The 25,264-nt window shown below is 44.4% G+C and carries 21 protein-coding genes; 16 read left to right on the top strand and 5 right to left on the bottom strand.

Annotation, left to right across the window (positions count from 1 at the left end):
* Positions 1–133: 133 nt before the first annotated feature.
* Entirely contained in the window at positions 134–3,421 is a 3,288-nt protein-coding gene (locus FGM00_RS06390) for a cytochrome c biogenesis protein (protein ID WP_138852097.1), read from the bottom strand.
* Positions 3,422–3,634: 213 nt separating this feature from the next.
* Between FGM00_RS06390 and FGM00_RS06385 the strand changes: the two genes are divergently transcribed.
* The 7 genes from FGM00_RS06385 to FGM00_RS06355 all read left to right on the top strand — a co-directional run bounded on the left by FGM00_RS06385 (position 3,635) and on the right by FGM00_RS06355 (position 11,635).
* On the top strand, positions 3,635–4,390 hold the full coding sequence (locus FGM00_RS06385; protein WP_138852096.1) for a Rossmann-like and DUF2520 domain-containing protein: 756 nt from the start codon (positions 3,635–3,637) through the stop codon (positions 4,388–4,390).
* Positions 4,374–4,901, top strand: a complete 528-nt coding sequence (locus FGM00_RS06380) for a KdsC family phosphatase (RefSeq protein WP_138852095.1) — start codon at positions 4,374–4,376, stop codon at positions 4,899–4,901. The genes FGM00_RS06385 and FGM00_RS06380 overlap by 17 nt, the downstream gene beginning before the upstream one ends.
* A 6-nt stretch (positions 4,902–4,907) precedes the next feature.
* Positions 4,908–5,495, top strand: a complete 588-nt coding sequence (locus tag FGM00_RS06375; RefSeq protein WP_138852094.1) for a Maf family nucleotide pyrophosphatase — start codon at positions 4,908–4,910, stop codon at positions 5,493–5,495.
* 38 nt (positions 5,496–5,533) lie between these two features.
* The gene (locus FGM00_RS06370; RefSeq protein WP_138852093.1) at positions 5,534–6,466 is read left to right on the top strand and encodes a septum formation inhibitor Maf; all 933 of its coding nucleotides are present in this window, start codon (positions 5,534–5,536) and stop codon (positions 6,464–6,466) included.
* A 3-nt stretch (positions 6,467–6,469) separates the two neighbouring features.
* Positions 6,470–7,072 (top strand): mechanosensitive ion channel domain-containing protein, encoded by a 603-nt coding sequence (locus FGM00_RS06365; protein WP_138852092.1) that lies wholly within the window; start codon positions 6,470–6,472, stop codon positions 7,070–7,072.
* Positions 7,073–7,163: 91 nt separating this feature from the next.
* Entirely contained in the window at positions 7,164–9,695 is a 2,532-nt protein-coding gene (locus FGM00_RS06360; RefSeq protein ID WP_138852091.1) for a PIG-L family deacetylase, read from the top strand.
* Positions 9,696–9,895: 200 nt separating this feature from the next.
* Positions 9,896–11,635, top strand: coding sequence for a sodium:solute symporter family protein (locus FGM00_RS06355; RefSeq protein WP_138852090.1), 1,740 nt, complete (start codon positions 9,896–9,898; stop codon positions 11,633–11,635).
* A gap of 144 nt (positions 11,636–11,779) precedes the next feature.
* Here FGM00_RS06355 and FGM00_RS06350 read toward each other — a convergent pair whose 3' ends face one another.
* The 3 genes from FGM00_RS06350 to FGM00_RS06340 form a co-directional block, all read right to left on the bottom strand.
* Positions 11,780–12,238 (bottom strand): COG2426 family protein, encoded by a 459-nt coding sequence (locus tag FGM00_RS06350; RefSeq protein WP_138852089.1) that lies wholly within the window; start codon positions 12,236–12,238, stop codon positions 11,780–11,782.
* A gap of 228 nt (positions 12,239–12,466) precedes the next feature.
* Positions 12,467–13,312 (bottom strand): DUF2911 domain-containing protein, encoded by an 846-nt coding sequence (locus FGM00_RS06345; protein WP_138852088.1) that lies wholly within the window; start codon positions 13,310–13,312, stop codon positions 12,467–12,469.
* A gap of 89 nt (positions 13,313–13,401) precedes the next feature.
* Complete coding sequence (locus tag FGM00_RS06340; RefSeq protein ID WP_138852087.1) at positions 13,402–14,541, bottom strand: T9SS C-terminal target domain-containing protein; 1,140 nt, start codon at positions 14,539–14,541, stop codon at positions 13,402–13,404.
* A 182-nt stretch (positions 14,542–14,723) separates the two neighbouring features.
* Between FGM00_RS06340 and FGM00_RS06335 the strand changes: the two genes are divergently transcribed.
* From FGM00_RS06335 to FGM00_RS06320, 4 genes are all read left to right on the top strand, one after another.
* Positions 14,724–15,221 carry an SRPBCC family protein gene (locus tag FGM00_RS06335; RefSeq protein ID WP_138852086.1) on the top strand — a complete coding sequence of 166 codons (498 nt, stop codon included), beginning with the start codon at positions 14,724–14,726 and terminating at the stop codon, positions 15,219–15,221.
* Positions 15,222–15,226: 5 nt separating this feature from the next.
* A complete protein-coding gene (locus FGM00_RS06330) occupies positions 15,227–15,919 on the top strand; it encodes an SDR family NAD(P)-dependent oxidoreductase (RefSeq protein ID WP_138852085.1) in 693 nt (230 codons plus the stop codon).
* A 71-nt stretch (positions 15,920–15,990) separates the two neighbouring features.
* Complete coding sequence (locus FGM00_RS06325; protein WP_138852084.1) at positions 15,991–17,301, top strand: cryptochrome/photolyase family protein; 1,311 nt, start codon at positions 15,991–15,993, stop codon at positions 17,299–17,301.
* Complete coding sequence (locus FGM00_RS06320) at positions 17,301–18,773, top strand: cryptochrome/deoxyribodipyrimidine photo-lyase family protein (RefSeq protein ID WP_138852083.1); 1,473 nt, start codon at positions 17,301–17,303, stop codon at positions 18,771–18,773. Before FGM00_RS06325 ends, FGM00_RS06320 begins: the two co-directional genes overlap by 1 nt.
* 136 nt (positions 18,774–18,909) lie before the next feature.
* On the opposite strand, the gene FGM00_RS06315 is transcribed toward FGM00_RS06320, so the two are convergent.
* Positions 18,910–19,959: a DUF6340 family protein gene (locus FGM00_RS06315; RefSeq protein WP_138852082.1), complete on the bottom strand. Its 1,050-nt coding sequence runs from the start codon at positions 19,957–19,959 to the stop codon at positions 18,910–18,912.
* A 178-nt stretch (positions 19,960–20,137) separates the two neighbouring features.
* Here FGM00_RS06315 and FGM00_RS06310 point away from each other — a divergent pair, with 178 nt between their 5' ends.
* The 5 genes from FGM00_RS06310 to FGM00_RS06290 all read left to right on the top strand — a co-directional run bounded on the left by FGM00_RS06310 (position 20,138) and on the right by FGM00_RS06290 (position 24,501).
* Positions 20,138–20,557 (top strand): DUF1801 domain-containing protein, encoded by a 420-nt coding sequence (locus FGM00_RS06310; RefSeq protein ID WP_138852081.1) that lies wholly within the window; start codon positions 20,138–20,140, stop codon positions 20,555–20,557.
* 15 nt (positions 20,558–20,572) lie between these two features.
* Positions 20,573–22,000 (top strand): amidohydrolase, encoded by a 1,428-nt coding sequence (locus FGM00_RS06305; protein WP_138854644.1) that lies wholly within the window; start codon positions 20,573–20,575, stop codon positions 21,998–22,000.
* A 131-nt stretch (positions 22,001–22,131) separates the two neighbouring features.
* Complete coding sequence (locus FGM00_RS06300; RefSeq protein WP_138852080.1) at positions 22,132–22,707, top strand: sugar O-acetyltransferase; 576 nt, start codon at positions 22,132–22,134, stop codon at positions 22,705–22,707.
* A gap of 166 nt (positions 22,708–22,873) precedes the next feature.
* Positions 22,874–23,323 (top strand): VOC family protein, encoded by a 450-nt coding sequence (locus FGM00_RS06295; protein ID WP_138852079.1) that lies wholly within the window; start codon positions 22,874–22,876, stop codon positions 23,321–23,323.
* Positions 23,324–23,499: 176 nt separating this feature from the next.
* Positions 23,500–24,501 carry a pirin family protein gene (locus FGM00_RS06290; RefSeq protein ID WP_138852078.1) on the top strand — a complete coding sequence of 334 codons (1,002 nt, stop codon included), beginning with the start codon at positions 23,500–23,502 and terminating at the stop codon, positions 24,499–24,501.
* The last annotated feature ends 763 nt before the right edge of the window (positions 24,502–25,264 follow it).

Genomic DNA, 25,264 nt, shown 5'->3' with positions numbered 1-25,264 from the left:
TTCGATGTTTCCCGATTGATAAATATCATATATGGGTCTGGCTGTACCTAAGTACGAAGAGCGTTACGATATGAACATATCACTTACCTCAAAAAGAAGGTTTTTTCATAGGTATGATCATAGAAAAACCGTGCTACTTCACATAGTTCACGCGATACCTCCAAAAACTGAAACCCCCAAAAATCAAAGTACCTAAAGCAATGTACCATACGTAATCCGGGGTTATAGCGGCAGCACCACTCTGCCCGTAACTGTGCAGACCGACGAGGTAATAGTTTACGCCGAAATACGTCATCAGGATGCTGTAAAATGCCACCACGCTTAAGAAGTTGAACGTCCATTTTCCGCGAAGCCCGGGCACTAAACGCGTGTGTATGACAAAGGCGTATACCATTATGGAGATGAGCGCCCAGGTTTCCTTAGGGTCCCAACCCCAATACCTACCCCAACTTTCATTAGCCCATTGTCCGCCCAAAAAGTTTCCGATGGTCAACATGATCAACCCGATGGTCAATGCGATTTCATTGATGACGGTAAGTTCTTTAAGATTGAGTTCCATTCGGGACTTGTTCTTTTTAGTTGTCAACACGATCAATATGAGGCTCGCAAGGCCAAGTATCATCGATACCGCCAACGGTCCATAACTGCCCACGATTACGGATACATGAATCATAAGCCAATAACTATCCAAAACGGGAACCAGGTTGCCGATGGCGGGGTCTACCCAGTTCCAGTTCGCGATCATCAACAACATCGATACCACGAAGGCCGAGGCGGCAATGGTCATATTGCTTTTCCGACCCAAGGCAAGGCCAATGGCCATCGTCGCCCACGCTACGTACAGGATACTCTCATAGGCGTTCGACCAAGGAGCATGACCCGAAATATACCAACGCATGACCAGGCCGGCCGTATGCCATAAAAATAGGATGATGATACACCCTTTAAAAAAATAGACCGCCATACGCCAAATACTGCGATTCTTAAAAATCTGAAAAATCAATACAAAGAACATCAGTATCCCCACCAGCGCATAAGCGCGGTACAGGTGCTTAAAGATATTCAGCTTATTGTAGACCACTTCCATTTCTACTTTTTGCTTAGAAGGCATCACCTCTCCCCCATTATTTTTCTGATTCTGTTCAAATGCGGCCAGCATCTTATCCGCTTCCTCATAATTGCCGGTCTGAATTCCTTTTTGCACCTGCGTTAAATAATAGGGAAGTGCATTTTTGATAAAATTCCCATAGAGCGAATCGGCGACCTGATATTGCCCACCGCGGTATTCCAAAGCGGATATCCATTTATTGTTCTCGTCGTTCAACAGCGGAAAAATCTTTACGATACTACCTTGTAAGGCTTGATCTAAAAGACCCATTCGAATATTGGCATCTTTGACATCGCTCTCGAACTTGGTCGGATTGTTCGTCGCCGTAGCCTGCCTTAAGACCGGTTCAAGTTTGTATCGCGCGTTTTCATCGAAAAAATCCGTCGCCTTTACGTATTTCTGACCTTCCGGAACCCCCAAGACATGGCGTATACTGTCATTTTTCGCCATTTTGTCCAAAATAATGAATTCATTATTGTACCACAACGCCGGACTCATCATCATTGATAGGAATACCTGGTCGGCATTCATGTCATTAAATTTGTCGCTTCTACTTAATTTTCGCAACAGTTCGGAAGAAAAGGTATTTATGGGTTTCATGCGCCCGCCTTCGTCCTGAATGATCAGTTTTCCGAACTTCGCGGCGTGCTCCTCGGAAACCTTTGTCTTTTCCAAAAGGGAATCTATTTGCTGCTGCGTAGGGGCCTTTTGCGAATGGTCATGCCCATCGTCGGGCGAATGTACCTCAACAGAGCTGCTTTCGGCCGGGTCATTTCCATCGGTGGTGGAATTTTCCTGCAGGGTAGCTGAAGTTGAATGATCGTGACCGTCATCTCCCGAATGCTCCTGAGCGGATAAACCAAGGGTCATGGCCAGCATCACAACGGTGGTCAAGGTTTTCTTTTTTTTCTCCAACTTATCAAGGGAACGCGCTAAATCTTTGAAACGTGTTTTTCCAAAGAACATAATTCCCAGAAGGCCGGCATAGAGTAAGAAATAGCCAGCATAGGTAATATTCGTACCCCATTGATCGTGGTTTACCGATAAGTTCGTGCCTTTTTCATCGGGATCAAATCCGGATTGGAAAAACCGATACCCTTTATGGTCAAGAATATTGTTCATGTAGATGTCATAATCAAATGGGCGCTCATCCTCTATGGTCACCTTGCTCATGAAAGAAGCATAGCCGGCTTCGGTTCCCGGATATTTTTCAGCGATAAAATCGTTCAATTTGATCTGAAAGGGCAGTTCATACTCCTTAGGACCAAAGCGGAGCATAAAGTCTAGGCCACCCACCTTAAATTTTTTGGTAAACTGACCTATTTGCCCTTTTCCCCCTAACAATTTCTTTTCCACGGTTTCTCCATTCGAAGATACCCTGACGACAAGGGCATCGGCCGTTGCCTCGGTAATTTTGTCGCTAGGTACTTTTACAATTCCATTCCTACCCTTTACCACCGGTTCGGGTATCACGAACTGCATGCCCGCGGTATTGTAAAGCGAACGCAATTGCAATTCCTGCAAGCTATCCTTAATGACCTCGCCCTTCATTTGGTCGGCCATGCGCATGAAATCCCCTTCAAAAGGCGAATTGATTTGGTATACGCTATCGGTCGTAAAAATGTTGATGGCCCCGTCGGTAGATTTGTTCAAAGCGAACAGGACGTTGTGAATACTGGCCACCTTGCCACTCTCCAGAAAATGTTCGTGCCGCTGGCCATCGCCGGCCTCTACGATTTTCAAGTATTCGTTACCATTCTCATCCGGAATCAGCCCCTCTTCCGCCCCATTGATAAAATCAACATATTCTATCTTAAACTCTTGCGAATTGTAATCGGATTTCCACGGAAGATTCGTTTTTAGGGCTTCCGGAGTGACCATAAGGTCGTCCTCAAGGACCTTACGTCTTGGTTCCCCATCGATTTGCCCATCCACATATGCAGTCAAATAAGTTTTGTCCGAATAAAAGATCTTCTCGGTTTCTCCCTCTCGAATCGGCATCATCCCTTCGAAGCTGATATAGCGCGTTACGAAGGCACCAAGGATTATTAAAATCCAACTCAAATGCAACACCAAAACGGGCCATTTCTCCCATCTAAAGAGACGGTATCGAAACATGTTGCCAATAAAATTGATGACGAAGAATACCATTATGGCCTCGAACCACCAGGTATTGTAAATCCAAATGCGTGCAGTTTCGGTACTGTATGAACTTTCGATAAAAGTGCCGAAAGCCATCGAGGTAGCAAAAACCAGAAACAGAACGGCCATTAAACGAGTAGAAAAGAGCGATTTCTTAAGAAGTTCCAACATCCAACAAGCCTTTGATTTTCAGCAAGCAAAAATACGCCCTTTTCTCATTTTATGGGTGCAAATACCCGGATAAAAGGTTAAACGATTTTGTTAATTATTCCTAAATGATTTGGACCTACATATTCTTTCAAAAAATTAACCATTTATCCCCGACCTGTACCTAATAATACGCAAAAGGTTTCGAGGACATAATTTATCCTGTATTTTCGTAACATGATTCGAGTCGTACTCCTAGGCACGGGCAACATGGCCCACCACCTTTATGATGCCTTTTCCTCCACTGAAAGAGTTCAAGTGGTTCAAGTCGTCGGCCGAAATAAGGAGGCGCTCAAACACTTCGAAAATACGAGCTCTGATTTTGGCTCGATAGCTCAAGCCGATATTTATATCATTGCAGTAAATGACCTCTCTATTTCAACTGTTAAACAAGAACTTACCGAAATAAATGGCTTAATAGTTCACACCTCGGGAAGCGTTCCTATAGACGATTTGAAACCCAACAAAAACATAGGTATCTTCTACCCACTGCAGACTTTTAGCAAAGCGCGAAAAGTTGATTTTTGGACCGTACCGATTTGTATTGAAGCCAATTCTCAAGAAAACCTGAACTTACTGGCAACCTTGGCAAAAACGATTTCCCACAGGCTATATGAAATAAATTCAGAGCAACGAAAAACAATACATTTAGCCGCTGTGTTCGCGAACAACTTCACGAATCACCTATATGATATCGCGCATGAAATCTGTGTCGCGCATCAAGTGCCTTTCGAAATTCTGAAACCATTGATCCTAGAAACTGCGCAAAAAGTGCAAAGCCATCCGCCGAGCAGCATGCAAACAGGTCCGGCCCGGAGAAATGATACCGAAACCATAGCAAAGCACTTAGAACAACTGGGAAATCAGAAACAAAAAGAAATCTACACGCTTTTGAGTGAATCAATTAAGGAAAATTATGGAGAAAAGTTATAAGGAATATTTAGCGGACATCACCACCTTCGTTTTTGATGTAGATGGCGTTTTTACAGACGGTAGCCTTTTGATCGACGGCAATGGGGAGCTCTTGCGTAAAATGAGCGTAAAAGACGGCTATGCGCTTAAAACAGCCTTGGCAAAGGGTTATAATGTCTGCATCATTACCGGAGGTACCAACGAAGGCGTGAAGGAACGATTGGCTGGATTGGGCGTCGCGGATATTTATCTTGGGGCGCACCATAAAGAGAAGCCTTTTCAAGAATATTTACAAAGAATGGGGATAGCCCCCAAAAATGTGCTGTATATGGGAGATGATCTACCGGACATCCCCCCGATGCAACTCGCCGGCCTGCCTACCTGTCCGCAGGACGCCGTTCCCGAAGTGAAGGCCGTGGCGAAATACATTTCCCACAAAAATGGTGGTGAAGCCTGTGTACGCGATGTCATAGAACAGGTGTTGAAAGTACGGGGCGACTGGTACGGTAATTATGATGCCCAAAATGCTTGATATCCTATGTTGAAAAAAAGGTTAGAAGGCAGGAATATTATCTTAGCTTCAGGCTCACCAAGAAGGCACCAATTTTTGGAGGAATTGGATGTTCCCTATGAGATTCGTTTAAAGTCAATCGAGGAGGTGTATCCGACCCACCTAAAAGCCGGGGAGATATCGGATTACTTGGCGGAATTGAAAGCGAAACCCTTCAATGGAACTTTAGAACCAAAGGATATCTTGATCACCTCCGATACCGTTGTCTGGCATAATGGTGCCTCTTTGGCGAAGGCAGCAGATGAAACGGAAGCTTTTGAGATGCTTCAAACACTTTCCGGCGATTGGCATGAAGTTATCACCTCGGTATGTTTCACCACTGCCCAAGGTTCCGTGACGGTACATGCAACGACCAAAGTAAAATTCAAGAAACTTACCGATGATGAAATCAACTTTTACATTGAGAACTATTCCCCTTACGACAAGGCAGGTGCATATGGCATTCAGGAATGGCTAGGACATATCGGCATCGAAGAACTACAAGGATCCTATACCAACGTTATGGGCCTCCCGACCCATTTGGTTTATGAAACGTTAACGAACATGGTGAGCTGAACCGTATTTGGTATCTTTAATTCTAAAATGGAAATCCTATGAAAACATTAATCCGTATACTCTCTTCACTTCTTCTCATAAGTGTCGTTTCCTGCAAGGAGGCAACGCCCGAAAAGAAGGACGACTTAGCGGTAAATAGTGAATCGCGCATGGAGAAGACCTCCAAACCCATTTCCGAAGCCTTTAAAAAATACTGGTATGCGGGAGATGCGGAAATCACTTCTTACGAGCTGGAACAAAGCCGTTATGGCGAAATCCGAAATGGGAAAGCGGTTTTGATCTACGTGACGGAACCTTTTTTAAAGGAGGAACAGGTGAAGGCTGACGGAAACAAGCCCGATAATGTTCCCGTACTTAAACTGAACAGCACCAAAAAGTATCTTACGGGAATATACCCTTATTCCATCATGAGCAGCACCTTCTCCCCGGTGAAGGATTCCGGACATGCGCTGAAAGTGTCGTTCTCCGCCCAGGAATGGTGCGGACAAGTGTATACACAACTGAACAACCGCGAACAATTTGAGATTGTATCCCATTCCTATTTTCAATCAGAAGGAGATCAAGAGCTCGAATTAGATAAAAATCTATTAGAAAACGAATTGTGGAACATGATTCGGATAAAGCCCGAAGAACTTCCGGTCGGCACTTTCGAAGTTATTCCTTCCCTAGAATACATTCGACTGTCGCATAGCGAATTAAAGGCTTATAAGGCTATTTTAAGTTTAACTACAAAAGCCGCTATTTCGTCCTATAAAATCGAATATCCCGAATTGGAAAGAACACTAATCATCGATTTTGATTCGGAGTTCCCCTATCAAATACAGGGATGGTCCGAATATGCTTTAAGCGGGTTTGGAGAGAACAGAAAAAAACTCCTGTCAACAGCACAAAAAATCAAAACGCTAAAAACCCCTTATTGGCGTCAAAACAATAATAGTTATTTACCTTTGCGGGACACTTTAGGTTTGTAATTCATGGAAGAGTTTTTTTTAGCGCATCGTACTGAATTGCTGTACAGCTTGATCACCCTGATAGTGGTGTTCATTTTTAACATATTTTCCAGCAAGGCTATTCGTAAGGTGGGCAAAATCGGGGAATTCAACAAAGTGCGCACCAATCTTATCGTAAAATACCTTTCCGCTGCCCTTACCATAACCACCCTCGCGATTTTTACACTTATCTGGGGTGTGAACTTCAAGGACTTGGGGGTGATGCTTTCCTCTATTTTTGCGGTCATCGGCGTGGCTCTTTTTGCCCAATGGTCTATACTGAGCAATATTACCGCGGGAGTCATCATCTTTTTTTCGTATCCGTTCAAAATAGGAAATACGATACGTATTATGGACAAGGAAATCAATGATCTGCCCGAGACCAACGAAAATATCTTCGTAATCGAAGATATTAGGGCCTTTCATTTGCACTTGCGCAAAAGGAACGGAGAAATCCTTACCTATCCGAATAGTTTGGTATTGCAAAAAGGCGTGGCGCTCGTATCGGTCTACAATGAGGAATTCAAAGACCAATTCGAGCAAGTGAATGAAGGCAAGGTCGAAGAACAACTTGAAAGTTTGCCGTAGGCAAGCGGAAGCGGCCATTGTTAAAGTAATTTTAAAACCCTACCCTGCGGCTATTATCTTTCTATCTTTGAAAACCAACTAAAAACATCTTATGCGCCTGTTTATCCTTAGTGTTTGCTGCGTTTTGTGCTTCATGTCAAAATCTAATGCACAAGCGGCAAAACACTCTTCATCATCAGAGATTTACCACGCAATCCAAAAACTCAATTTTTTAGGTTCCGCCCTTTATATCGCTGCCCACCCCGATGACGAAAATACGCGATTGATATCCTATCTATCCAATCACGATAAAGCGCGAACCGGATATCTTTCCCTAACCCGTGGTGACGGTGGACAAAATCTCATTGGGCCCGAATTACGGGAGCTTTTGGGTGTGCTAAGAACAGAAGAACTATTGGCGGCAAGGCGTATCGATGGCGGACAGCAATTTTTTACAAGGGCGAATGATTTTGGCTATTCCAAGCATCCGGACGAGACCCTTGCCTTATGGAATAAAGAGGAAGTACTCGGTGATGTCGTGCGTATCATCCGGCAGTTTAAACCCGATGTTATTGTCAATCGCTTTGACCATCGCTCGCCGGGAAGCACCCACGGTCACCACACCGCATCGGCCATCTTAAGTGTCGAGGCCTTCGATTTGGTGGGCGACGCGAAAGCCTACCCTGATCAATTGGAAGCCCTTTCTACCTGGCAACCCAAACGGATGTTTTTCAACACCTCTTGGTGGTTTTATGGGAGTGAGGAGAAATTCGAGAAAGCCGATAAAAGTAACATGCTCAGTTTTGATGTCGGTACCTACTACCCCATACTTGGTGTTTCCAACAACGAAATCGCCTCCTTGGCCAGTAGTCAACATTTGTGTCAAGGATTTGGGCGGCTCTCCACCCGAGGCAGTCAAAAGGAGTATGTCGAATTACTAAAAGGAGACCTTCCAAAGGACGAAAACAACATTTTTGATGGTATCGACACGACGTGGTCCCGATTGGAGGGCGGAAAGGCTATAGGCGAACTTTTGGTCGATGTTGAAGCGAACTTTAATTTTAACGAACCCAGTACACATTTACCGCAGTTGTTGAAGGCTCATAAAGTGCTAAGTGCGCTTCCGGATGGACACTGGAAAAATATCAAAAAGAAAGAGTTGGAGGAAATCGTACTTTCGGTATGCGGACTGTATCTGGAAGCTTCCGCAACTGTCCCAACTGCCCACTTAGGAGCCGAAGTCGCCGTTGAAATAGAAGCTATCAATCGCAGCGCTGCGAACATCCAACTGAAATCCGTTGCCATTAATTCGGAACAAAAAATCACTGAAAATCAGCCTTTGATCCCCAATGAAAAAGTGACCTTGGAAACTACTTTCACTGTTCCGACAACTACGGAATTCACTAGTCCCTATTGGTTGAACGAGAAAGGAAGTCTGGGCATGTATAAAGTGACCGACCCGTCGCTCATCGGCAAACCAGAAACGCCAAGGGCCTTTTTTGCGCAGTTTGAACTCGATTTTGACGGTTATATCATGAGTCTTGAAAAGGAGGTGGTGCATCGCTTTGCCAAAAACGACAAAGGGGAACTATACGAGCCTTTTGAGGTATTGCCCCATGCAACGGCAAGTTTCAAGGATAAGGTTTTGATTTTTTCCGATGGAACGCCCAAGCAAATCCCTGTTACGGTAAAAGCACATAAAGACAGTGCGCAAGGAGAGGTTGTGTTTCGCTCTACCAAAGGATGGACGGTAGAAACAGAGACCAAAGCATTCGAAATTCTGAAAAAAGGAGACCAACAAACCTTGATTTTCACCTTAACACCACCTGACTATGAGGAGGAAAGCTACATTTCACCCCTTGTAAAGATAGATGGACAGGAAATAACAAAAGAGCTGGTTGAAATCAATTACGACCACGTGCCCAAACAATCGATCTTGCTACCCTCAGAGACGAAAGTTGTTCGACTCGACATCCAAAAGTTGGGCCAAAATATCGGTTATATTGTTGGGGCGGGGGACGATGTGCCTACAAGTTTAAAACAAATAGGGTATACGGTACATCTTATCGATCCGGCAACTATTACCAAAGGTTCACTGGCAAAATACGATGCCGTAGTAACCGGAATACGCGCGTATAATGTGGTTCCGGAACTCAAATTCAAGCAAAAATACCTAATCGATTATGTTGAAAATGGCGGTAACCTTATCATTCAATATAATACTGCCGGAAGGTGGGACAAGCAATTCGATGATATTGCCCCCTACCCGCTCATCCTTTCCCGTGATCGCGTGACCGATGAGAACTCTGAAGTCAAGATCGTAGCCGATAACCATTCCTTGGTTAATTTTCCCAACAAAATTACTGAAGCTGACTTTGACGGTTGGGTTCAAGAACGGGGTCTGTATTTCCCTAATGAATGGGACGGGGCATTTACCCCGATACTATCGATGAAAGATTCCGGAGAATCCCCAACCAAAGGAAGCCTCCTGGTAGCGCCTTACGGAAAAGGAAATTATATGTATACCGGGCTTAGTTTCTTTAGAGAACTACCGGCGGGGGTAACGGGGGCCTACAAACTCTTCGCCAATATGGTTTCCTTGGGAAAGGAAAAAGTAGAAATAACCGAAAAAGTAAAAGGATAAGATGCAGGACAAGTATACATGGAAAAAGGAATATACCTTGGTATTGATGCTGAATATCCTATATTTATTTTTATTTAATTACATCATGTCATCATTCAGCTAATGAACCTATTGCAACCTCGTCTTTCAGCAACGGATTTCTTCCTACTCGCCCCTTACCGGAGTAGTGCGGGGTTACGCCAGAAATTTAAATAAGTTCAATGGGAGCACTCGATTGGACAATACTCTGCGGAACGCTCATATTTATTGTATCCTATGGTGTCTGGAAAACCCAGGGAAGCCAGAATGTAGATGACTACGTTCGGGGTGGTAACAAATCGCCCTGGTGGACCATTGGCCTCTCGGTAATGGCCACTCAGGCCAGCGCCATTACTTTTTTGTCGACGCCTGGCCAAGCTTTTCACGATGGCATGGGATTCGTTCAATTCTACTTCGGGCTACCCTTGGCCATGATCGTTATCTGCTTGGTTTTCCTCCCTATCTATCACAAGTTAAAGGTATATACCGCTTACGAATTTCTTGAAAATCGGTTCGACCTCAAAACGCGCTCACTGGCCGCCATCCTGTTTCTAATACAGCGGGGCCTTGCCGCAGGAATTACCATTTTCGCTCCGTCGATCATTCTCTCGGCGATATTGGGATGGGATTTACGCCTATTGAATATAATTATTGGCACATTGGTCATCATTTATACCGTTTCCGGTGGCACCAATGCAGTTAGTGTCACCCAAAAGCAACAGATGTTCATTATTATGGGTGGTATGTTCATCACCTTCTTTTATATCCTGGGTTACCTACCCGAAGACATTACCTTTAGCAAAGCACTTAAAATTGCAGGGGCGAGCGACAAGCTCAATATTTTGGATTTTAGTTTTGATCCCAAAAGTCGCTATACGTTCTGGAGCGGAATTACCGGTGGTTTCTTTTTGATGCTTGCCTATTTTGGAACGGACCAAAGCCAAGTGCAGCGCTACCTCTCGGGAAAATCGCTTCGGGAAAGTCAGTTGGGACTGATTTTCAACGGTATTTTAAAAATTCCGATGCAGTTTTTCATTCTTCTCGTCGGGGTAATGGTTTTCGTGTATTACCAATACAATCCTTCCCCATTGAATTTCAATCCTTCTTCAACCGAAAAAGTAATGAATTCGGACTATGCGAACGACTATAAATTATTGGAAGAAGAACAGCGTAATCTGGAAATCGAGAAAAGAATCGCCCAGAACAAGTTTTCAGGAGCCTTGGAATTGAAGGATTACAACGAAATTGAGGCGGCCAAGATGCATATTATCGAGATCAATAAGAAGGATCGTACCAATCGGGACAACGCCAAAGCCCTTATCACAAAGGCCGATGATACCGCAGAAACCAATGATAAGGATTATGTATTCATCCATTTTATCCTGAACAACCTACCACGTGGACTTATTGGGCTCCTCCTGGCGGTCATTCTTTCGGCGGCTATGTCTTCGACAGCCTCGGAACTGAATGCCTTGGGTACTATAACCGCTTTGGATGTCTACAAGCGAAATAAAGGAAAAATAGATTTGGGTGAAAAACATTATGTGCTGGCCTCAAAAGGCTTTACGCTCTTATGGGGTATTATCGCGATTTTGATTGCCTGCGTTGCTAATCTATTCGACAACCTGATCCAACTGGTGAATATTATCGGCTCGGTATTCTACGGCAATGTGCTCGGTATTTTCTTGTTGGCATTCTTCCTTAAATTCGTCAAGGGTAATGCGGTATTCTTTGCCGCAATACTTACACAGTTGATCATTTTTATCGTCTTCTACTTCCTCATCTTCATCTACCCGGCAGGAGAAGAGAAACTAGGTTATTTGTGGTTAAATGCCCTAGGATCTGTACTTGTGATTCTTTTGGCTATTGCTTTCGAAGGATTGGACCGGATGTTGGGCAAACCCCCGGCGGAAGCCAAATAGTTGCGAGTACTGGAATTTATGGGTCGGAACTTTACTGATTAAAGATTATCGCCAGATGACCGAATGATTCGTCTGCGTCAGAAAATAAGGGGAGTCGGCTTATACGAAAGAAACCAATCTTTAGGTCCGTAGGGTTGTGAAGCGTTAGGCCATCCCCTTCATGGTCAATAAGGTCATCACCCAGATAATTACGGAGGAGAAGAAAATGCCGATGACATTCGCCATAAATGCCTTACTGGTCTCGATTCTAAAAAGATAGGTTGCGATACTGCCCACATACACACCTGTTCCTGGCAAGGGAATCATCACAAAGAACAATAAGCCCCAGAAACCATATTTCTTGATTTTGGCCCCTGAATTAGTTTTGGTTCTGCGCGCGATATAAAAAGCCGCTTTTTTATAGGGCGCCCAACGGAGCAGCTGCCTGTTGGAAGAATGCAGGAAGAACATCATCAATGGAAAGACTAAGATGTTCGCCGCCAGACAAGCGACGAATACCAGATAGATATTCGCACCCTGAAGCATACCATATGGGATACCGACTTTGGCCTCCCCAAATGGCGAAATACTCCACAACATAGCTACAAGGATGTCTTTCAGCATTATTTTTTATAGACTATTCGAATGACGGCTAAAGTAACTTTTTCCAAAGTCGCCCTACCTGAAATTCGCCAATAACTTTAATTGTTCGACGAAATCATTCGGACTTGCAAAGTTAATCCGAAATTGTTTGGTTACCATAGAATAGTCGGCTATTCCATTCCAAAAAAAAAGTTAAAAAAAACCCGCAATTTCCTGCGGGTTTCCATTCTAATTGGTATTTGAAGAAGATTACATCGCTCCCCATTCTTTTAAGGAGTCGGTATTCATTTTCACGTAGTCGTCGTTACCAGCCGCCTTTGCCGCTTCCAAAGACTTTTTGGCAGTGGCAATAGCTTCTTTCTTGTCTCCAGCTTTTGCATAGATCAGCGATTGTTGGCGCAATTGCCAGAAGCGAGGCTCCTCGGTCATGGACATGGACTTATCCATCCATTCCTTGGCCTTGGAGATATCCTTCCCTTGCTCCAAATAATATACCGATGCGGCATAGTAGTCATTAGCAGAAGGGCCGCCCAAAGCTTGATCGATATTTTTCATTACAGCTTCATCGGTCGGTACTTCGAATTTTACGCCTACATAGGCTTTTTCCCAAAGCATACCCAAGGTAGCACCACCATTATGAAGGTCGTCAATGGTAATGGTAAAGGTTTCCACTGGCATCTCCATCGGCCATACTTTAGCCGTAGTTTTAGCAACTACTTTGGCCTCGTCCCATTCGGCCGGAGTACCGCCGCCCTGCGTATCGGTATAAAAGAAAACTTCCCAGGATTCTTTTCCGGGTTTCGTGAATACGGAGTACGTACCTGCTTTAACGTCCTGACCGTCAATTTTAACATCATCGCTAAAAGAGACCAAGGTATAGCCATTTGCTCCAGTTCGCCACAATTTGTCATAAGGTACCAAATCGCCAAAAATGGTGCGTCCGCGCATAGAGGGACGTGAATAATCTACGGTCACATCGGTCAAGCCTACTTTCTGCTCGATTTTCGCAGCAGGACTAGGTGCCGGTGTGTTGATCTGCGCCTGCACCGAAAAAGCAAGGGCCAACGCGAATACAAAAAGTGATAATTTTTTCATTGGTATAAAGGTTTTAAAGTTTTGACAAAACTAGAGATAAACCTAGGTGTGCTTTGTTAATAAAATCCTAAATAAACTCGTTTTCACCCCTAATCAACGGCAAAAGGTAGTGCTATCGTTTCACCTGCCAGTGAGAGGTTAAAATAGTAGATGGCCGGATGTAAGGCAGAAATATCGATGGGCGCAATCTCCGTTATGTTTTTATCTTCGAAAAGAACACGCCTTCCGGAACTATCGAAAATAGCCCAACCCAAAACAGGTCTATCTGGATTTAAATGATAGCGCAACTCATGGGAATCGAATTGGCGAAAAAGTACGAACGGGTCGTCGCCATCAGGTTCTGGTTCCGGCTCTGGTTCATTCGGTATGGTATCATTGGTGGTAACGCTGAAGAGTAATGACGGGAGTGTAATACCGCGTTCTGCATCACTGAATCGTTCAGAAGAAATGAAGTAACTATTTGCTCCGGTATAGGTAATTCCTTCAATCTGCGCAAAACCGATATCGGTATTCAACCTTCCCTTGCTCCCACTAAAAATTGTGGTTGTAGTAGGATTTTCCACCCGATTTATAAAAGCCCTAAGAAGCGAGTTGTATCCTATTATATACAGTACTTGGCTCTGCGTGTTGTAGGTGGCACCAGTTACGAGTCCGTTTATGGCATATTCATCCAATCGCTGGGCGATATGATTCCCTGGAGTCTTTGCTAGCGAATAGGCCACGGTATTATTAGATTGCCATTGCTTGGTTAGAATGATTAGTTGCTCGTCCAACACGAAAAGTGCCTCGGCATCCCAATCGCTAAAGCCATTGTCGGTAAAATCGGTTTGATCCTCGTAAACAAATCCGATTTCTTCGGCAGTTACGGCGTCAGAAGCGTCATATGCAGTCTTTGCGACCCGATAAATCTTCAAATTTTGCCGTGTGCCTAGCGTATTTCCAAAATCGGCAATGTAGATGTAATCTTCATCTTGGTCGATGTCTTCCCAATCTACGTTTTCCGCATTTGAGATAAGCACCGTGCGTGTCACCGACAAGCTCAAGGTGTCGATTTCGTAGAGTTCGGCCGCGTTACCGGAATCGTTATGAGTAATCAGATTTTCATTGTATACGATGAGCCCAGAAGTTTCATACACCTCCTCGGGCAGCTCGCCAAGTTGCACAACCTCCGTTTGGGCGTTAAGCAAAAACGTGACACAGAGTAGATATGTGATAAGTAGCGCTTTCATAAGATTTAAAGGGAAAAGTACGAAATAGAAATTAGATAGAAACTTTATTTCAATCGGCTCAACACGATTTAAGTGGACAACACTTTTAAAAAAAATTGACTCAAACGAAATTTTTACTATTTGTTTAACAATAATATGTTTATGTTAGACAATATTGCCGTTATATTTGTTGAAACACACAAATGAAGTTGTACCAACTACACGCTATACAGTCCATTCCCGTTTCGCAGCAGGTGGCATGGGATTTTCTCTCAAATCCCGCCAATTTAGCGAATATCACTCCCGACGATATGGGTTTTACTATTTTGTCCGGAGCTGATAGACCCATGTTCGCTGGACAAATCATTCAATATAAAGTAAGTCCTTTCCCATTTTACAGCACCAAATGGGTTTCGGAAATCACCCATGTGAAAGAAGGTGAATATTTTGTTGACGAGCAACGCTATGGGCCCTATGCGCTTTGGCATCATAAACATTTTATCAAAGCCATTGACGGCGGGGTTGAGATGGAGGACATCATCGATTATAAGCTACCTCTTGGTATACTTGGTCAACTCGCCCATCCCCTACTGGTAAAAAATCAACTTGAACAAATTTTTGCGTTTCGCGAACAAAAACTAATTGAACTTTTCGGTACCATACCGGGAAGAGAGAAAATTCTAAAATTTAAATCCTTTTAAACATTATGAGCAAAAACATACTACTAATTGGCGGTTCCCACGGTATCGGCCTTTCTATGGCCAGAGAACTATCCAAAACGAACAATGTATATATCGCCTCACGTACTAAAGATGAACTTGGCGCACTTGACGTCACACATATTCCCTTTGACGCCCTTACCGATGAGTTGGACACTTCCAAACTTCCGGAAGAATTGCACGGATTTGCCTATTGCCCGGGCAGTATCAATCTAAAGCCTTTTAAAATGATGTCTATGGATACCTTTAACGAGGACATGCAAATCAATTTTTTTAGTTTGGTGCGCTGTGTAAAAGATATTATCCCAAAAATGTCCGATGGCGCGAGCATGGTGTTCTTTAGTACCGTAGCGGTTGGTACGGGAATGCCATTTCATACAAGCGTGGCTGCCGCGAAAGGCGCAATTGAGGGCTTTGCCAAATCAATGGCAGCCGAATATGCACCTAAATTAAGAGTAAATGTTGTTGCGCCGTCCTTAGTGGATACACCGCTTGCCGGACGACTATTGAACAATGACAAAAAGAAAGAAATGATGGCCGAACGACATCCGCTTAAACGCGTGGGTAACGCTTCCGATATTGCCAACATCGCTATCTTTTTACTCGGTGACGAAAGCACGTGGATGACGGGACAAGTTGTCGGTGTAAATGGGGGCATAGGAAGTTTGAACGTTACATAGAATTTTTATTGTAGATAAACGACGGTCTGTTTAAGGGCATAAAAGCATTTGATAAAAAGATATTGGTTCACATGAGTAAAAAAGTTTCGATTTTTTGGTTCCGTAGGGATTTGCGGTTGGATGATAACGTAGGATTTTTGGCGTCGCTCAAAGGCGATTCGCCCGTACTTCCCATATTCATCTTCGACAAGGAAATTTTGGATGATTTACCAAAGGATGATGCAAGGGTCACATTCATTCACGATACGCTGCAAAGCATGCGTGGTCAATTACAGGAAGAGTATGATAGTTCATTGGCACTGTACTACGGCACCCCCGAGAGCATCTTCTCCGACCTGCTGAAGGAGTATAGCGTTCAGGCTGTATATACTAACAGAGACTATGAGCCTTATGCTAAAAAGAGGGATGAGAAAATTTCAAAGCTGCTAAAGGATGCCGATGTTGAATTTCTAACCTTTAAGGACCAGGTGATTTTTGAAAAGAAGGAAGTTGTCAAAGACGACGGCGACCCTTATGTGGTCTATACGCCATATAAAAACAAATGGAAAGGCGCCTTTAACCCCGATGAACATCTCGTCATACATTACACCAGCCAGTATCTGGAAAACCTTATCGAACATTCTCATTTGCCCAACCTGTCCCTTTCGGATATGGGCTTTGAGACCGCCTCGATCAAGGTGCCCGACTATACGGTCACTCCGACACTCATTGAAAATTACGAGGATACCAGGAATTTTCCTGCAAAAGAGAACGGAACTTCCAGATTAGGGCCCCATCTCAGGTTCGGCACCGCTTCGGTGCGTAAAATGATGAAGAAAGCGATATCCGAACAAAACGAGGTCTTTTGGAGCGAATTGATCTGGCGTGAATTTTTCATGCAAATCCTATGGCACTTCCCCCGTACCCGAAACGAAGCCTTTCGGTCGAAATACGACCGCATCGAATGGAGGAACAATGAGGACGAATTCGAAAAATGGAAAAACGGTCAAACGGGATACGCACTAGTAGATGCCGGAATGCGGGAATTGAACGCCACTGGCTATATGCACAATCGCGTACGTATGCTTGTGGCCAGCTTCTTGTGCAAACACCTGCTCATCGATTGGCGTTGGGGCGAAGCCTACTTTGCGGAAAAATTGTTAGATTACGAAATGAGTTCCAATGTCGGAAATTGGCAATGGGCCGCTGGTAGCGGTGTAGATGCTGCCCCGTATTTCCGAATCTTTAATCCTATGACCCAAGTCGATAAATTCGATAAACAAAAAGAATATATAAATAAATGGGTCCCGGAATTGCAGGAGCTCTCCTACCCGGACAAGATGGTAGATCATAAAGAGGCACGGGAACGCTGTCTAAAAACATACAAAGACGCCGTCTCCTAATGGTATTGGTCTGGTTAAAAAGAGATTTGCGTCTAGTAGATCATGAACCCTTGGTGAGAGCCATAGCTTCAGGGCAAAAAACACTACTTGTCTATAGTTTTGAACCTCTCTGGCTGAACGACCAACATTACAGTAGCAAACATGTTGATTTTATAAAACAGAGTTTAGAAGACCTCCAGCGCCAACTAGAACCTTTTGATACTGAAATCCTTGTTGTTCAGGAAGAGGTTATTACGCTATTTGAAAAACTGCATCGAATCGAACCCATCTCTACTCTCTTTTCGTATCAGGAAACCGGTATGCAAATGACCTATGACCGCGACAAGAGCGTGGCCAAATGGTGCAGAAGTCACCGAATAGCCTGGGAAGAAAGTGTACAGAACGGGGTGCTCCGTGGCATCCAGAACCGCAGGGAGTGGAAAAACAATTGGGTCGATTTTATGAATCGGCCAATAGCCATCCCCCTAATGGGGGATGGTCATTTCTATACAAGTTCGGAGATAGCAGAAGATTTTGTACCGCTTTTTAAACTCGTTTCATTGCTAACCCCAGTTTCTACACATCTGCAGCGTGGGGGAACAACACAGGCCAAAAAATACCTGGATACTTTTCTAACGAATCGCATCAAAGGCTACAATACCCACTATTCGAAACCTGCGACATCTCGTTTGTACAGCAGCAGGCTTTCCCCTTATTTGGCCTGGGGAAATTTAAGCACCCGCCAAGTCTGCAAATATGCCGCATCACATAAAAAGCATATTGGTTCCAAAAGAAACCTAAGCTCCTTTTTATCCCGGATGCGCTGGCAGGCACATTTCATTCAAAAGTTTGAAATGGAAATCGGGATGGAGTTTCAGAGTGTAAATGCAGGGTACCACCAACTCATAAAAAAAGTCAGACCAGAGCTGCAAAAGGCATGGCGAGAAGGGCAAACTGGTGTCCCGTTGGTAGATGCCGCCATGCGCTGTCTGATGACCACGGGGTTCGTGAATTTTCGGCTACGGGCGATGCTAGCCTCCTTCTTTACCCATTTGTTATGGCAACCTTGGCAGGATTGTACCGAACATTTGGCGCAGCACTTTCTTGATTTTGAACCGGGTATCCACTTTCCCCAATTGAACATGCAATCGGGGGAGACTGGTGTAAACACCATACGCATATACAATCCTGTCAAAAACAGCAGGGAACATGATCCAGAGGGCGTTTTTATCAAAAAATGGGTTCCCGAGCTTGCAAAACTTCCAAGTGCCTACATTCATGAGCCGTGGCTTATTCCGGAGATGGAACTTCAATTTTTGAACTTCACTCTAGGTGTAGATTATCCGAAACCGATAATAGACATTCAGCGTATGCGGGCCTTTGCGAGCGATGCATTGTATTCTTTTAAAAAGAGGGGCAGCGTTAAAAAAGAGGGGCAGCGCATTATTGAAAAACATACCCTGCCCGGCAGACCCGTTTGGGACAAAAACTAATGAACTGTTGGGACTATTCGCTTGATCCGAACAGTATCATTTAGTAGGTTGAAAGTATCCTTAAAAGAAAATGCCCAAAAAAAAAGATGAGAAACACTCTTTTTGGGCATTTGTTCTATTTGATTCTCTTTTTCAATTATTTTGAGAGCTGATTGTCCAGCTCACGTACCTGTTGCTTTCTGTATTTTAAAATGTTTACATAGCGCAGGGCATCTTTGTTGTTGTAATCGGTATAAGACTTCGAGGCATACTCGAGTGCCCTGTCTAGATTGCCATCTATCTCATTGCTTATCGCCATATTGTAAAAAGCACGGCCGGCGATTTTCGCATCGGGATGGCTCAGTTCCCGTTCCCATAATTCGGCAGCTCCTTTCCAATCTCCCGCCTGCGCTCTGCGTTGACCGATTTCAAAGTTATCGGTTCCTTTTACATAATATATTCTAGTAACTCTCCTGGTCAGGTTGCGAATGTTAAGTCCGTATGCATTGCCCAGATTATTGCTGGTTTGCAGTACCGCCTCTTTTCTTCCTGCAATCGCCTCTACAGCCTTGAACGGATTGATGCCCTCTCCTACGGAGACCAAATTGTCCTGAAAGGAAGATTCATCCAAAATGTATTTGGTATGTGGATCGTAGACCCGCCACCCGTTTTTCAGTGCAGTGCGAATGGTTACTCTATGGCCTGGTACTTCCGCTTTGATACCAAGTGGGTTGGGGATGTTGACCATTTTTTGTTCGTATCCGACGTTCGTATCCGTATCGTAGAATTCCAAGGAGAAAATGACATCTACATTGTGCGCATCACAAATGGCGTCGATATCGTCCCAACTCATTTGTGCTGGGAACACCCCTAAACCTTTTCTGACCGAATCAACACCATCGATTAACGAAACGGACTCGAAACGGCCACTGCGCTCCAGTTCTGCCTTTAATCCATTTAATGCCGATTGGGCTCCCAGCTCATCTAAACGCAGGCCTTCCAAAGACAGAATTTTATCGATTTTATCCAAAGATTCGTTTCCTTCGGCCGGAACACTGCGATTGATCAGTCCGATTCGAACCACATCCGACGGAATGGGAACACGTGCCGGCTCTTTAACGCCCATAGTCAATTGACTGGTTGCGCTACAGGCACTTAGTATGGCAATCAGGGCCAAGAACATGGCGGTATGGAGAATATATTTCATGGTTGTTTGTATTTAATTAGATTTGGAACAATCGCCTTTCAAATAAGTAGCTGCTATTTAACGCATAACTAGTTGATTTATTGTACTTTGATGAATAGCAATCAAAAACGTTTCATCATACGGCAGCCTATCTTTTTTTGTATATTTAAAAGCAATCTTTGAACCGAGAACGATTCCTATGGCTGAGAACAAAACCAAACCCACCACCGTCGCCGTGTCCGACTTTTTGGAAACCGTAAAGGATGAGGCCCAACGGGCCGATTCTTTTGTGCTCGTTCAGCTGATGAAAGAAGTAACGGGCCACGATCCCGTGATGTGGGGGCCGACCATCATCGGGTTTGGGACGTATCACTACAAATACGAATCGGGCCGGGAAGGCGATTCGATTCTTACAGGCTTTTCCCCTCGAAGTAAAAGTCTTTCCATTTACATCATGGCGGGCTTTGAACGTTACCCTGAAATCATGGCGAACTTGGGAAAGTACAAAACGGCCAAAAGTTGCCTATATGTTAAACGTCTGGCCGATATCGATATGGCTTCGTTAAAACAGCTGATTACGGCTTCCTACGAACATATGAACACTAAATATAATAGCTAATTCAATGATTTTATGATGAAAAAACACCTCCTACTTGCAATTTGTACGCTCATGGCCTTCACGTTATCAGCACAAAAAATATCTAAAAACAAAAAAGCCGTCATAGCTTCGGTAGAAACGCATAAAACGGAACTGATTAAAATAAGCGATTCGATTTGGGCTTTGGCCGAAACCGCTTTTGAAGAATCGGTATCCGCTGCGGTACTTGCCGATTATGCCGAAAAAAACGGGATGACAGTTACCCGAGGTGTTGCCGATATTCCGACCGCCTTTACAGCTACCTATGGTTCAGGAAAACCGGTCATTAGTATATTGGGGGAATTTGATGCTCTCCCGGGAATTTCCCAAAAAGCCTCTCCTATTAAAGAACCCTTGGAAGCTGGTGCCGCCGGACACGGTTGTGGTCATAACATGTTCGGCACCTCTAGTCTAGGCGCAGCTATTGCGATTAAAGAGTTGATGGAAGCCGGTAAGCTCAACGGCACCATTAAATTTCTTGGTACTCCTGCCGAGGAAAAATTCTTCGCCAAAGTTTGGATGGTAAAGGCAGGACTATGGGATGACGTTGATGTGAATTTAAGTTGGCATCCGTCCGCCGGAACGGAAGCTGATGTTCAAAGTGGCTTGTCATTGATCGACTTTATCGTAGAATTTAGCGGGCAAGCGGCCCATGCCTCTATGGACCCATGGAACGGGCGTAGCGCTTCGGATGCCTTGGAACTCTACACCACGGGCATCAACTATTACCGCGAACATATCCTGCCCACTTCAAGAATTCATTACCACATTCAGGACGGTGGGCAGGTCGTTAATGTGGTGCCGGATTATGCGAAACTTTGGGTACGCGTACGCGACCCCAAACGATCTAAAATGTTACCCACTTATGAGCGTGTAAAAGCGATGGCCGAAGGCGCTGCGATAATGGCTAACGTAGATTATAAAATCACCCTAGTATCCGGTATTTATGAAACCTTGGTCAACCGTTCTGGAGGGGAAATCATGCAAGCAAATTTAGAGCTGCTGGGGCCGATTAACTATACTCAAGAGGAAACCGCCTTCGGAAAAGCGATACAAAAGGCGACACAAAAGCCCGAAGTCGGAATGGACAGTAAGATATACCCCCTGCGAGAGACCTTGGAAAGTCCGGGAGGCGGCTCTACCGATGTAGGTGACGTTAGTTGGAATGTACCGAACATCAATCTTGGGGTTACCGTCGCACCTAAAGGCACGCCTTGGCATTCTTGGGCCGTAGTCGCCTGTGGCGGCATGTCCATCGGCCACAAAGGAATGCTATACGCCGCCAAGGCATTGGGCATGACGGCCGTAGACCTGTTTGATGATCCTAAACTGGTAAATAAGGTGACCGAGGAATTCAAGACGCGTAAGGGCGATGAAGTGTACAAGCCCATGATCGACGGGCCACCACCCATTGGGAGCGATTAGTATTCCTGTTTGATAAAAATCGTTACTAAAGTAGACTAAACTATATCGGTAGGAAATATCATGAAGTCTTAAATCCAGGGGGTACGAAGACTTAGCCAAGAGTCCAAGAATTCTAATTGCGCAAAAAGTATATGACCGAAAAAGAAAAAATGCTTGCAGGTCTCAATTACGATTCCCGAGATTCCGAATTATTGGCCCGCTATCATCAGGCACGGAAGTTTATCTTAGAATACAACCACCTTGATTCCAGCGATATGGAGAAAAGGGATGAACTTCTAGACCAACTTTTGAACGTGAAGGGCGAAGGTGTATGGATCGAAGCACCGTTTTTTTGTGATTACGGGGAACACATTTTCATTGGAGCACACACTTTTGTAAACGCCAATTGCTTTTTCTTGGACAACAATACCATCAGCATAGGAAAAAATGGCCTCCTGGGACCCTATGTTCAAATCTACACGGCCAATCATCCTTTAAAAGCGTCGGAACGCATCGTCGCCACCTCGGATGGCCATAGCAGATATCGTACCAATACCAAACCTGTAACCATCGGGGATAATGTATGGATTGGCGGAAATACCGTAATCATGCCGGGAGTAACCATCGGGCACGATGTGACCATTGGCGCTGGTTCGGTCGTTAGCAAAGATATTCCCGATGGGGTGTTAGCCTATGGAAATCCCTGTAAGGTCATCAGGGCCCTATGAAACAAAAGGTGCTATCAGGTACGGGAAATTCGTTCAGGTAAACTAGTGAAAGTATTCGTTGTCGGGAACCCGGTAATTTACCTTTTTGATTTCCACACAGAAAGCCTTTTGCCGTTATTTCCGATACTCAAAACAATTAGCTACTTTTCGAGTTAAATAAAACTTCATGAAAAAAATAATTCTTTGCCTAGTGCTTGCCATCAATGTGCAATGGCTGAGCGCCCAATCTTTCGAATTTCAATACGACCATTACTCCTTTATCGTAAAGGACTTGAAAGCGGTGGGTGACTTTTACAAGAATATTTTAAAACTGAACGAGATTCCACATCCGCGAAACGACCCTAATTTCAGATGGTTTCGGGTGCATGGCAATTCGCAGTTACATCTTATCGGAAAGGATAGTGTGGCTCTGGAGCACAGCAAAAGTGTACATCTGTGTTTGGCCACCCCTAATCTGGAGGATTTTATTGCACACCTAAAAACGAACAACATCGAATTCTCAGATTGGCCCGGAACGCCAAATGCGATAACCGACAGGGCCGATGGGGTGCGCCAAATCTACCTCAAAGATCCGGAGAACAATTGGATCGAGGTAAATACGGCAGTACATGATTAGCCCATTTGAGCCTGCCTTAAAGTAAGGCCGAATGACAACCAAGAGTTGTAATGAACCGACCAGTCAGCGGGCAAGTATGGCATCGCAGGCGCAAGTTGGGCGGGTCCTCGACAGGCACGGACTGACAGAATGTATTTGAATTGTCCTTCTAATTAAGAACTAAAATTTTAAATAAAATGACAGATAGTATCATAAGTATATTCCCATTGGGTTTTCCATGGCAAACCCAGGATCCATTTCTATTCGCGGTCTATCACTTAGACCATTATCCAAAGGGCAACGAAGAAATGGGTCCGGATGCGTCCTTGGAAGGGAGGGTCTTGGGCAATGATTTTACCATCAAAGACGGTTGGCGTATGTACCATGGGCAGTCCATTCCGGGATTTCCAGCGCATCCACATCGTGGCTTTGAGACCATTACCATTGTCAATAAAGGGTTTTGCGACCATTCGGACTCCCTTGGCGCCGCAGGCCGATTCGGGGAAGGCGATGTACAGTGGATGACCGCAGGCAGCGGCGTACAGCATTCCGAGATGTTTCCATTGCTGCATACCGATAAGGACAATCCTTTGGAGCTTTTTCAAATCTGGTTGAACCTTCCCAAGGCCAGTAAGTATGTGCCGCCCCACTTTAAGATGTTATGGCATGAAGAAATCCCGGTAATCGAAGAAGAAGGTGCTACGGTTAAGGTCATTGCAGGCAATTATAAAAACACGACCGCCCCTGCCCCGGCCCCAGATTCCTGGGCTGCCGATAGTGCCAATGAGGTGGCCATCTGGAATATTCATGTAGAGGCGAATACAAATTTTACCTTACCACAGGCCCTTACCGAGGTAAGCCGGACGCTGTACTTCTACGAGGGCTCCAATATCGAAATAGATGGTCAACAAGTTCATATCAATCATGGTATACAATTACGACCCCGTACGGATGTCATGCTTAAAACAGCCGACAAATCCGCTCATTTTATCTTGCTTCAAGGGAAACCAATAGCGGAACCAGTGGTGCAACACGGACCGTTTGTCATGAACACCCAAGAGGAAATACGGGCAACGATGAAAGATTACGGATTGACGCAGTTCGGGGGCTGGCCGTGGCGGTATCCCGATCAGGTTCATAGCAGGGAAAAAGGGCGTTTCGCAAAATACCCCGATGGGACCGTGGTAGAGAGAGAATAAGAAAATTTTGGAAACTGCTTCTCCTTACCTATATTCTAAGGCTAATTGCTTGGGTTGTGCATACCCGAAAACCGACACTTCGCAATCACCAATTCTCCGGTGCATTTTCTTTTGCTAAATTTATTCAAGCCCCTCCAACTTATTAATACGCAAACCAGTAGTCGCTAATTAAAAAGCAGCCCTCATGAACCTCGATAACAAAAAATTTGTGACTATTGAAAATTAAAATGGATTAGCGTCAGATGAAACGATTTTTCATTGTGTACAAAAAGGAACTACCATTACTGGTAAGTACAAAGGAGGTTCAATATTGGCAGTACTTATAATTGGAAAACAAACTGAAGATTCAAAAATCGAACTCCTATATCAATGCCTAACGACCATTGGCGAACTGAAAGCAGGCCAATCGATAGGTACAATTTCAGAAGCTCAGCATGGAAAAATTGAAATTAGAATTTGACTGGAATTGGCTAAACGGGGATATGTCTGCCGGAAAGTCGGAATGTATTGAAATTAAATGAGCTTTGGCCTAAAATCGATACCCCTTGTACCACCTACTAAAACCATATCTTAGGATAGCCCTACTATCCATTGATGCGAAAGTCGGATATTAATATATCGTAAACGGATATTCGCTGACCAGAACGCCCATTTTTGACCTTAAATAGAATTTAATTCCGAAAATCGCTTCTTTTATAGCAGCAGTGACTCTTTTTCTTTATGTTGTTTGCATCTCAGGCACCTCTTCAGATGGATTACTCTT

This window comes from Aggregatimonas sangjinii (assembly GCF_005943945.1).
In the GTDB taxonomy this organism is placed as follows: domain Bacteria; phylum Bacteroidota; class Bacteroidia; order Flavobacteriales; family Flavobacteriaceae; genus Pelagihabitans; species Pelagihabitans sangjinii.
This window is presented reverse-complemented; position numbering and strand designations above follow the sequence as displayed.

Excerpts from the sequence above, each read along its gene's own strand:
- FGM00_RS06300 (WP_138852080.1), top strand. The coding sequence starts at position 22,132 with ATGACCGAAAAAGAAAAAATGCTTGCAGGTCTCAATTACGATTCCCGA.
- FGM00_RS06365 (WP_138852092.1), top strand. The coding sequence starts at position 6,470 with ATGGAAGAGTTTTTTTTAGCGCATCGTACTGAATTGCTGTACAGCTTG.
- FGM00_RS06315 (WP_138852082.1), bottom strand. The coding sequence starts at position 19,959 with ATGAAATATATTCTCCATACCGCCATGTTCTTGGCCCTGATTGCCATA.
- FGM00_RS06345 (WP_138852088.1), bottom strand. The coding sequence starts at position 13,312 with ATGAAAAAATTATCACTTTTTGTATTCGCGTTGGCCCTTGCTTTTTCG.
- FGM00_RS06295 (WP_138852079.1), top strand. The coding sequence starts at position 22,874 with ATGAAAAAAATAATTCTTTGCCTAGTGCTTGCCATCAATGTGCAATGG.
- FGM00_RS06380 (WP_138852095.1), top strand. The coding sequence starts at position 4,374 with ATGGAGAAAAGTTATAAGGAATATTTAGCGGACATCACCACCTTCGTT.
- FGM00_RS06325 (WP_138852084.1), top strand. The coding sequence starts at position 15,991 with ATGAGTAAAAAAGTTTCGATTTTTTGGTTCCGTAGGGATTTGCGGTTG.
- FGM00_RS06385 (WP_138852096.1), top strand. The coding sequence starts at position 3,635 with ATGATTCGAGTCGTACTCCTAGGCACGGGCAACATGGCCCACCACCTT.
- FGM00_RS06330 (WP_138852085.1), top strand. The coding sequence starts at position 15,227 with ATGAGCAAAAACATACTACTAATTGGCGGTTCCCACGGTATCGGCCTT.
- FGM00_RS06350 (WP_138852089.1), bottom strand. The coding sequence starts at position 12,238 with ATGCTGAAAGACATCCTTGTAGCTATGTTGTGGAGTATTTCGCCATTT.
- FGM00_RS06335 (WP_138852086.1), top strand. The coding sequence starts at position 14,724 with ATGAAGTTGTACCAACTACACGCTATACAGTCCATTCCCGTTTCGCAG.
- FGM00_RS06355 (WP_138852090.1), top strand. The coding sequence starts at position 9,896 with ATGGGAGCACTCGATTGGACAATACTCTGCGGAACGCTCATATTTATT.
- FGM00_RS06360 (WP_138852091.1), top strand. The coding sequence starts at position 7,164 with ATGCGCCTGTTTATCCTTAGTGTTTGCTGCGTTTTGTGCTTCATGTCA.
- FGM00_RS06375 (WP_138852094.1), top strand. The coding sequence starts at position 4,908 with ATGTTGAAAAAAAGGTTAGAAGGCAGGAATATTATCTTAGCTTCAGGC.
- FGM00_RS06340 (WP_138852087.1), bottom strand. The coding sequence starts at position 14,541 with ATGAAAGCGCTACTTATCACATATCTACTCTGTGTCACGTTTTTGCTT.
- FGM00_RS06390 (WP_138852097.1), bottom strand. The coding sequence starts at position 3,421 with ATGTTGGAACTTCTTAAGAAATCGCTCTTTTCTACTCGTTTAATGGCC.
- FGM00_RS06305 (WP_138854644.1), top strand. The coding sequence starts at position 20,573 with ATGAAAAAACACCTCCTACTTGCAATTTGTACGCTCATGGCCTTCACG.
- FGM00_RS06310 (WP_138852081.1), top strand. The coding sequence starts at position 20,138 with ATGGCTGAGAACAAAACCAAACCCACCACCGTCGCCGTGTCCGACTTT.
- FGM00_RS06320 (WP_138852083.1), top strand. The coding sequence starts at position 17,301 with ATGGTATTGGTCTGGTTAAAAAGAGATTTGCGTCTAGTAGATCATGAA.
- FGM00_RS06290 (WP_138852078.1), top strand. The coding sequence starts at position 23,500 with ATGACAGATAGTATCATAAGTATATTCCCATTGGGTTTTCCATGGCAA.
- FGM00_RS06370 (WP_138852093.1), top strand. The coding sequence starts at position 5,534 with ATGAAAACATTAATCCGTATACTCTCTTCACTTCTTCTCATAAGTGTC.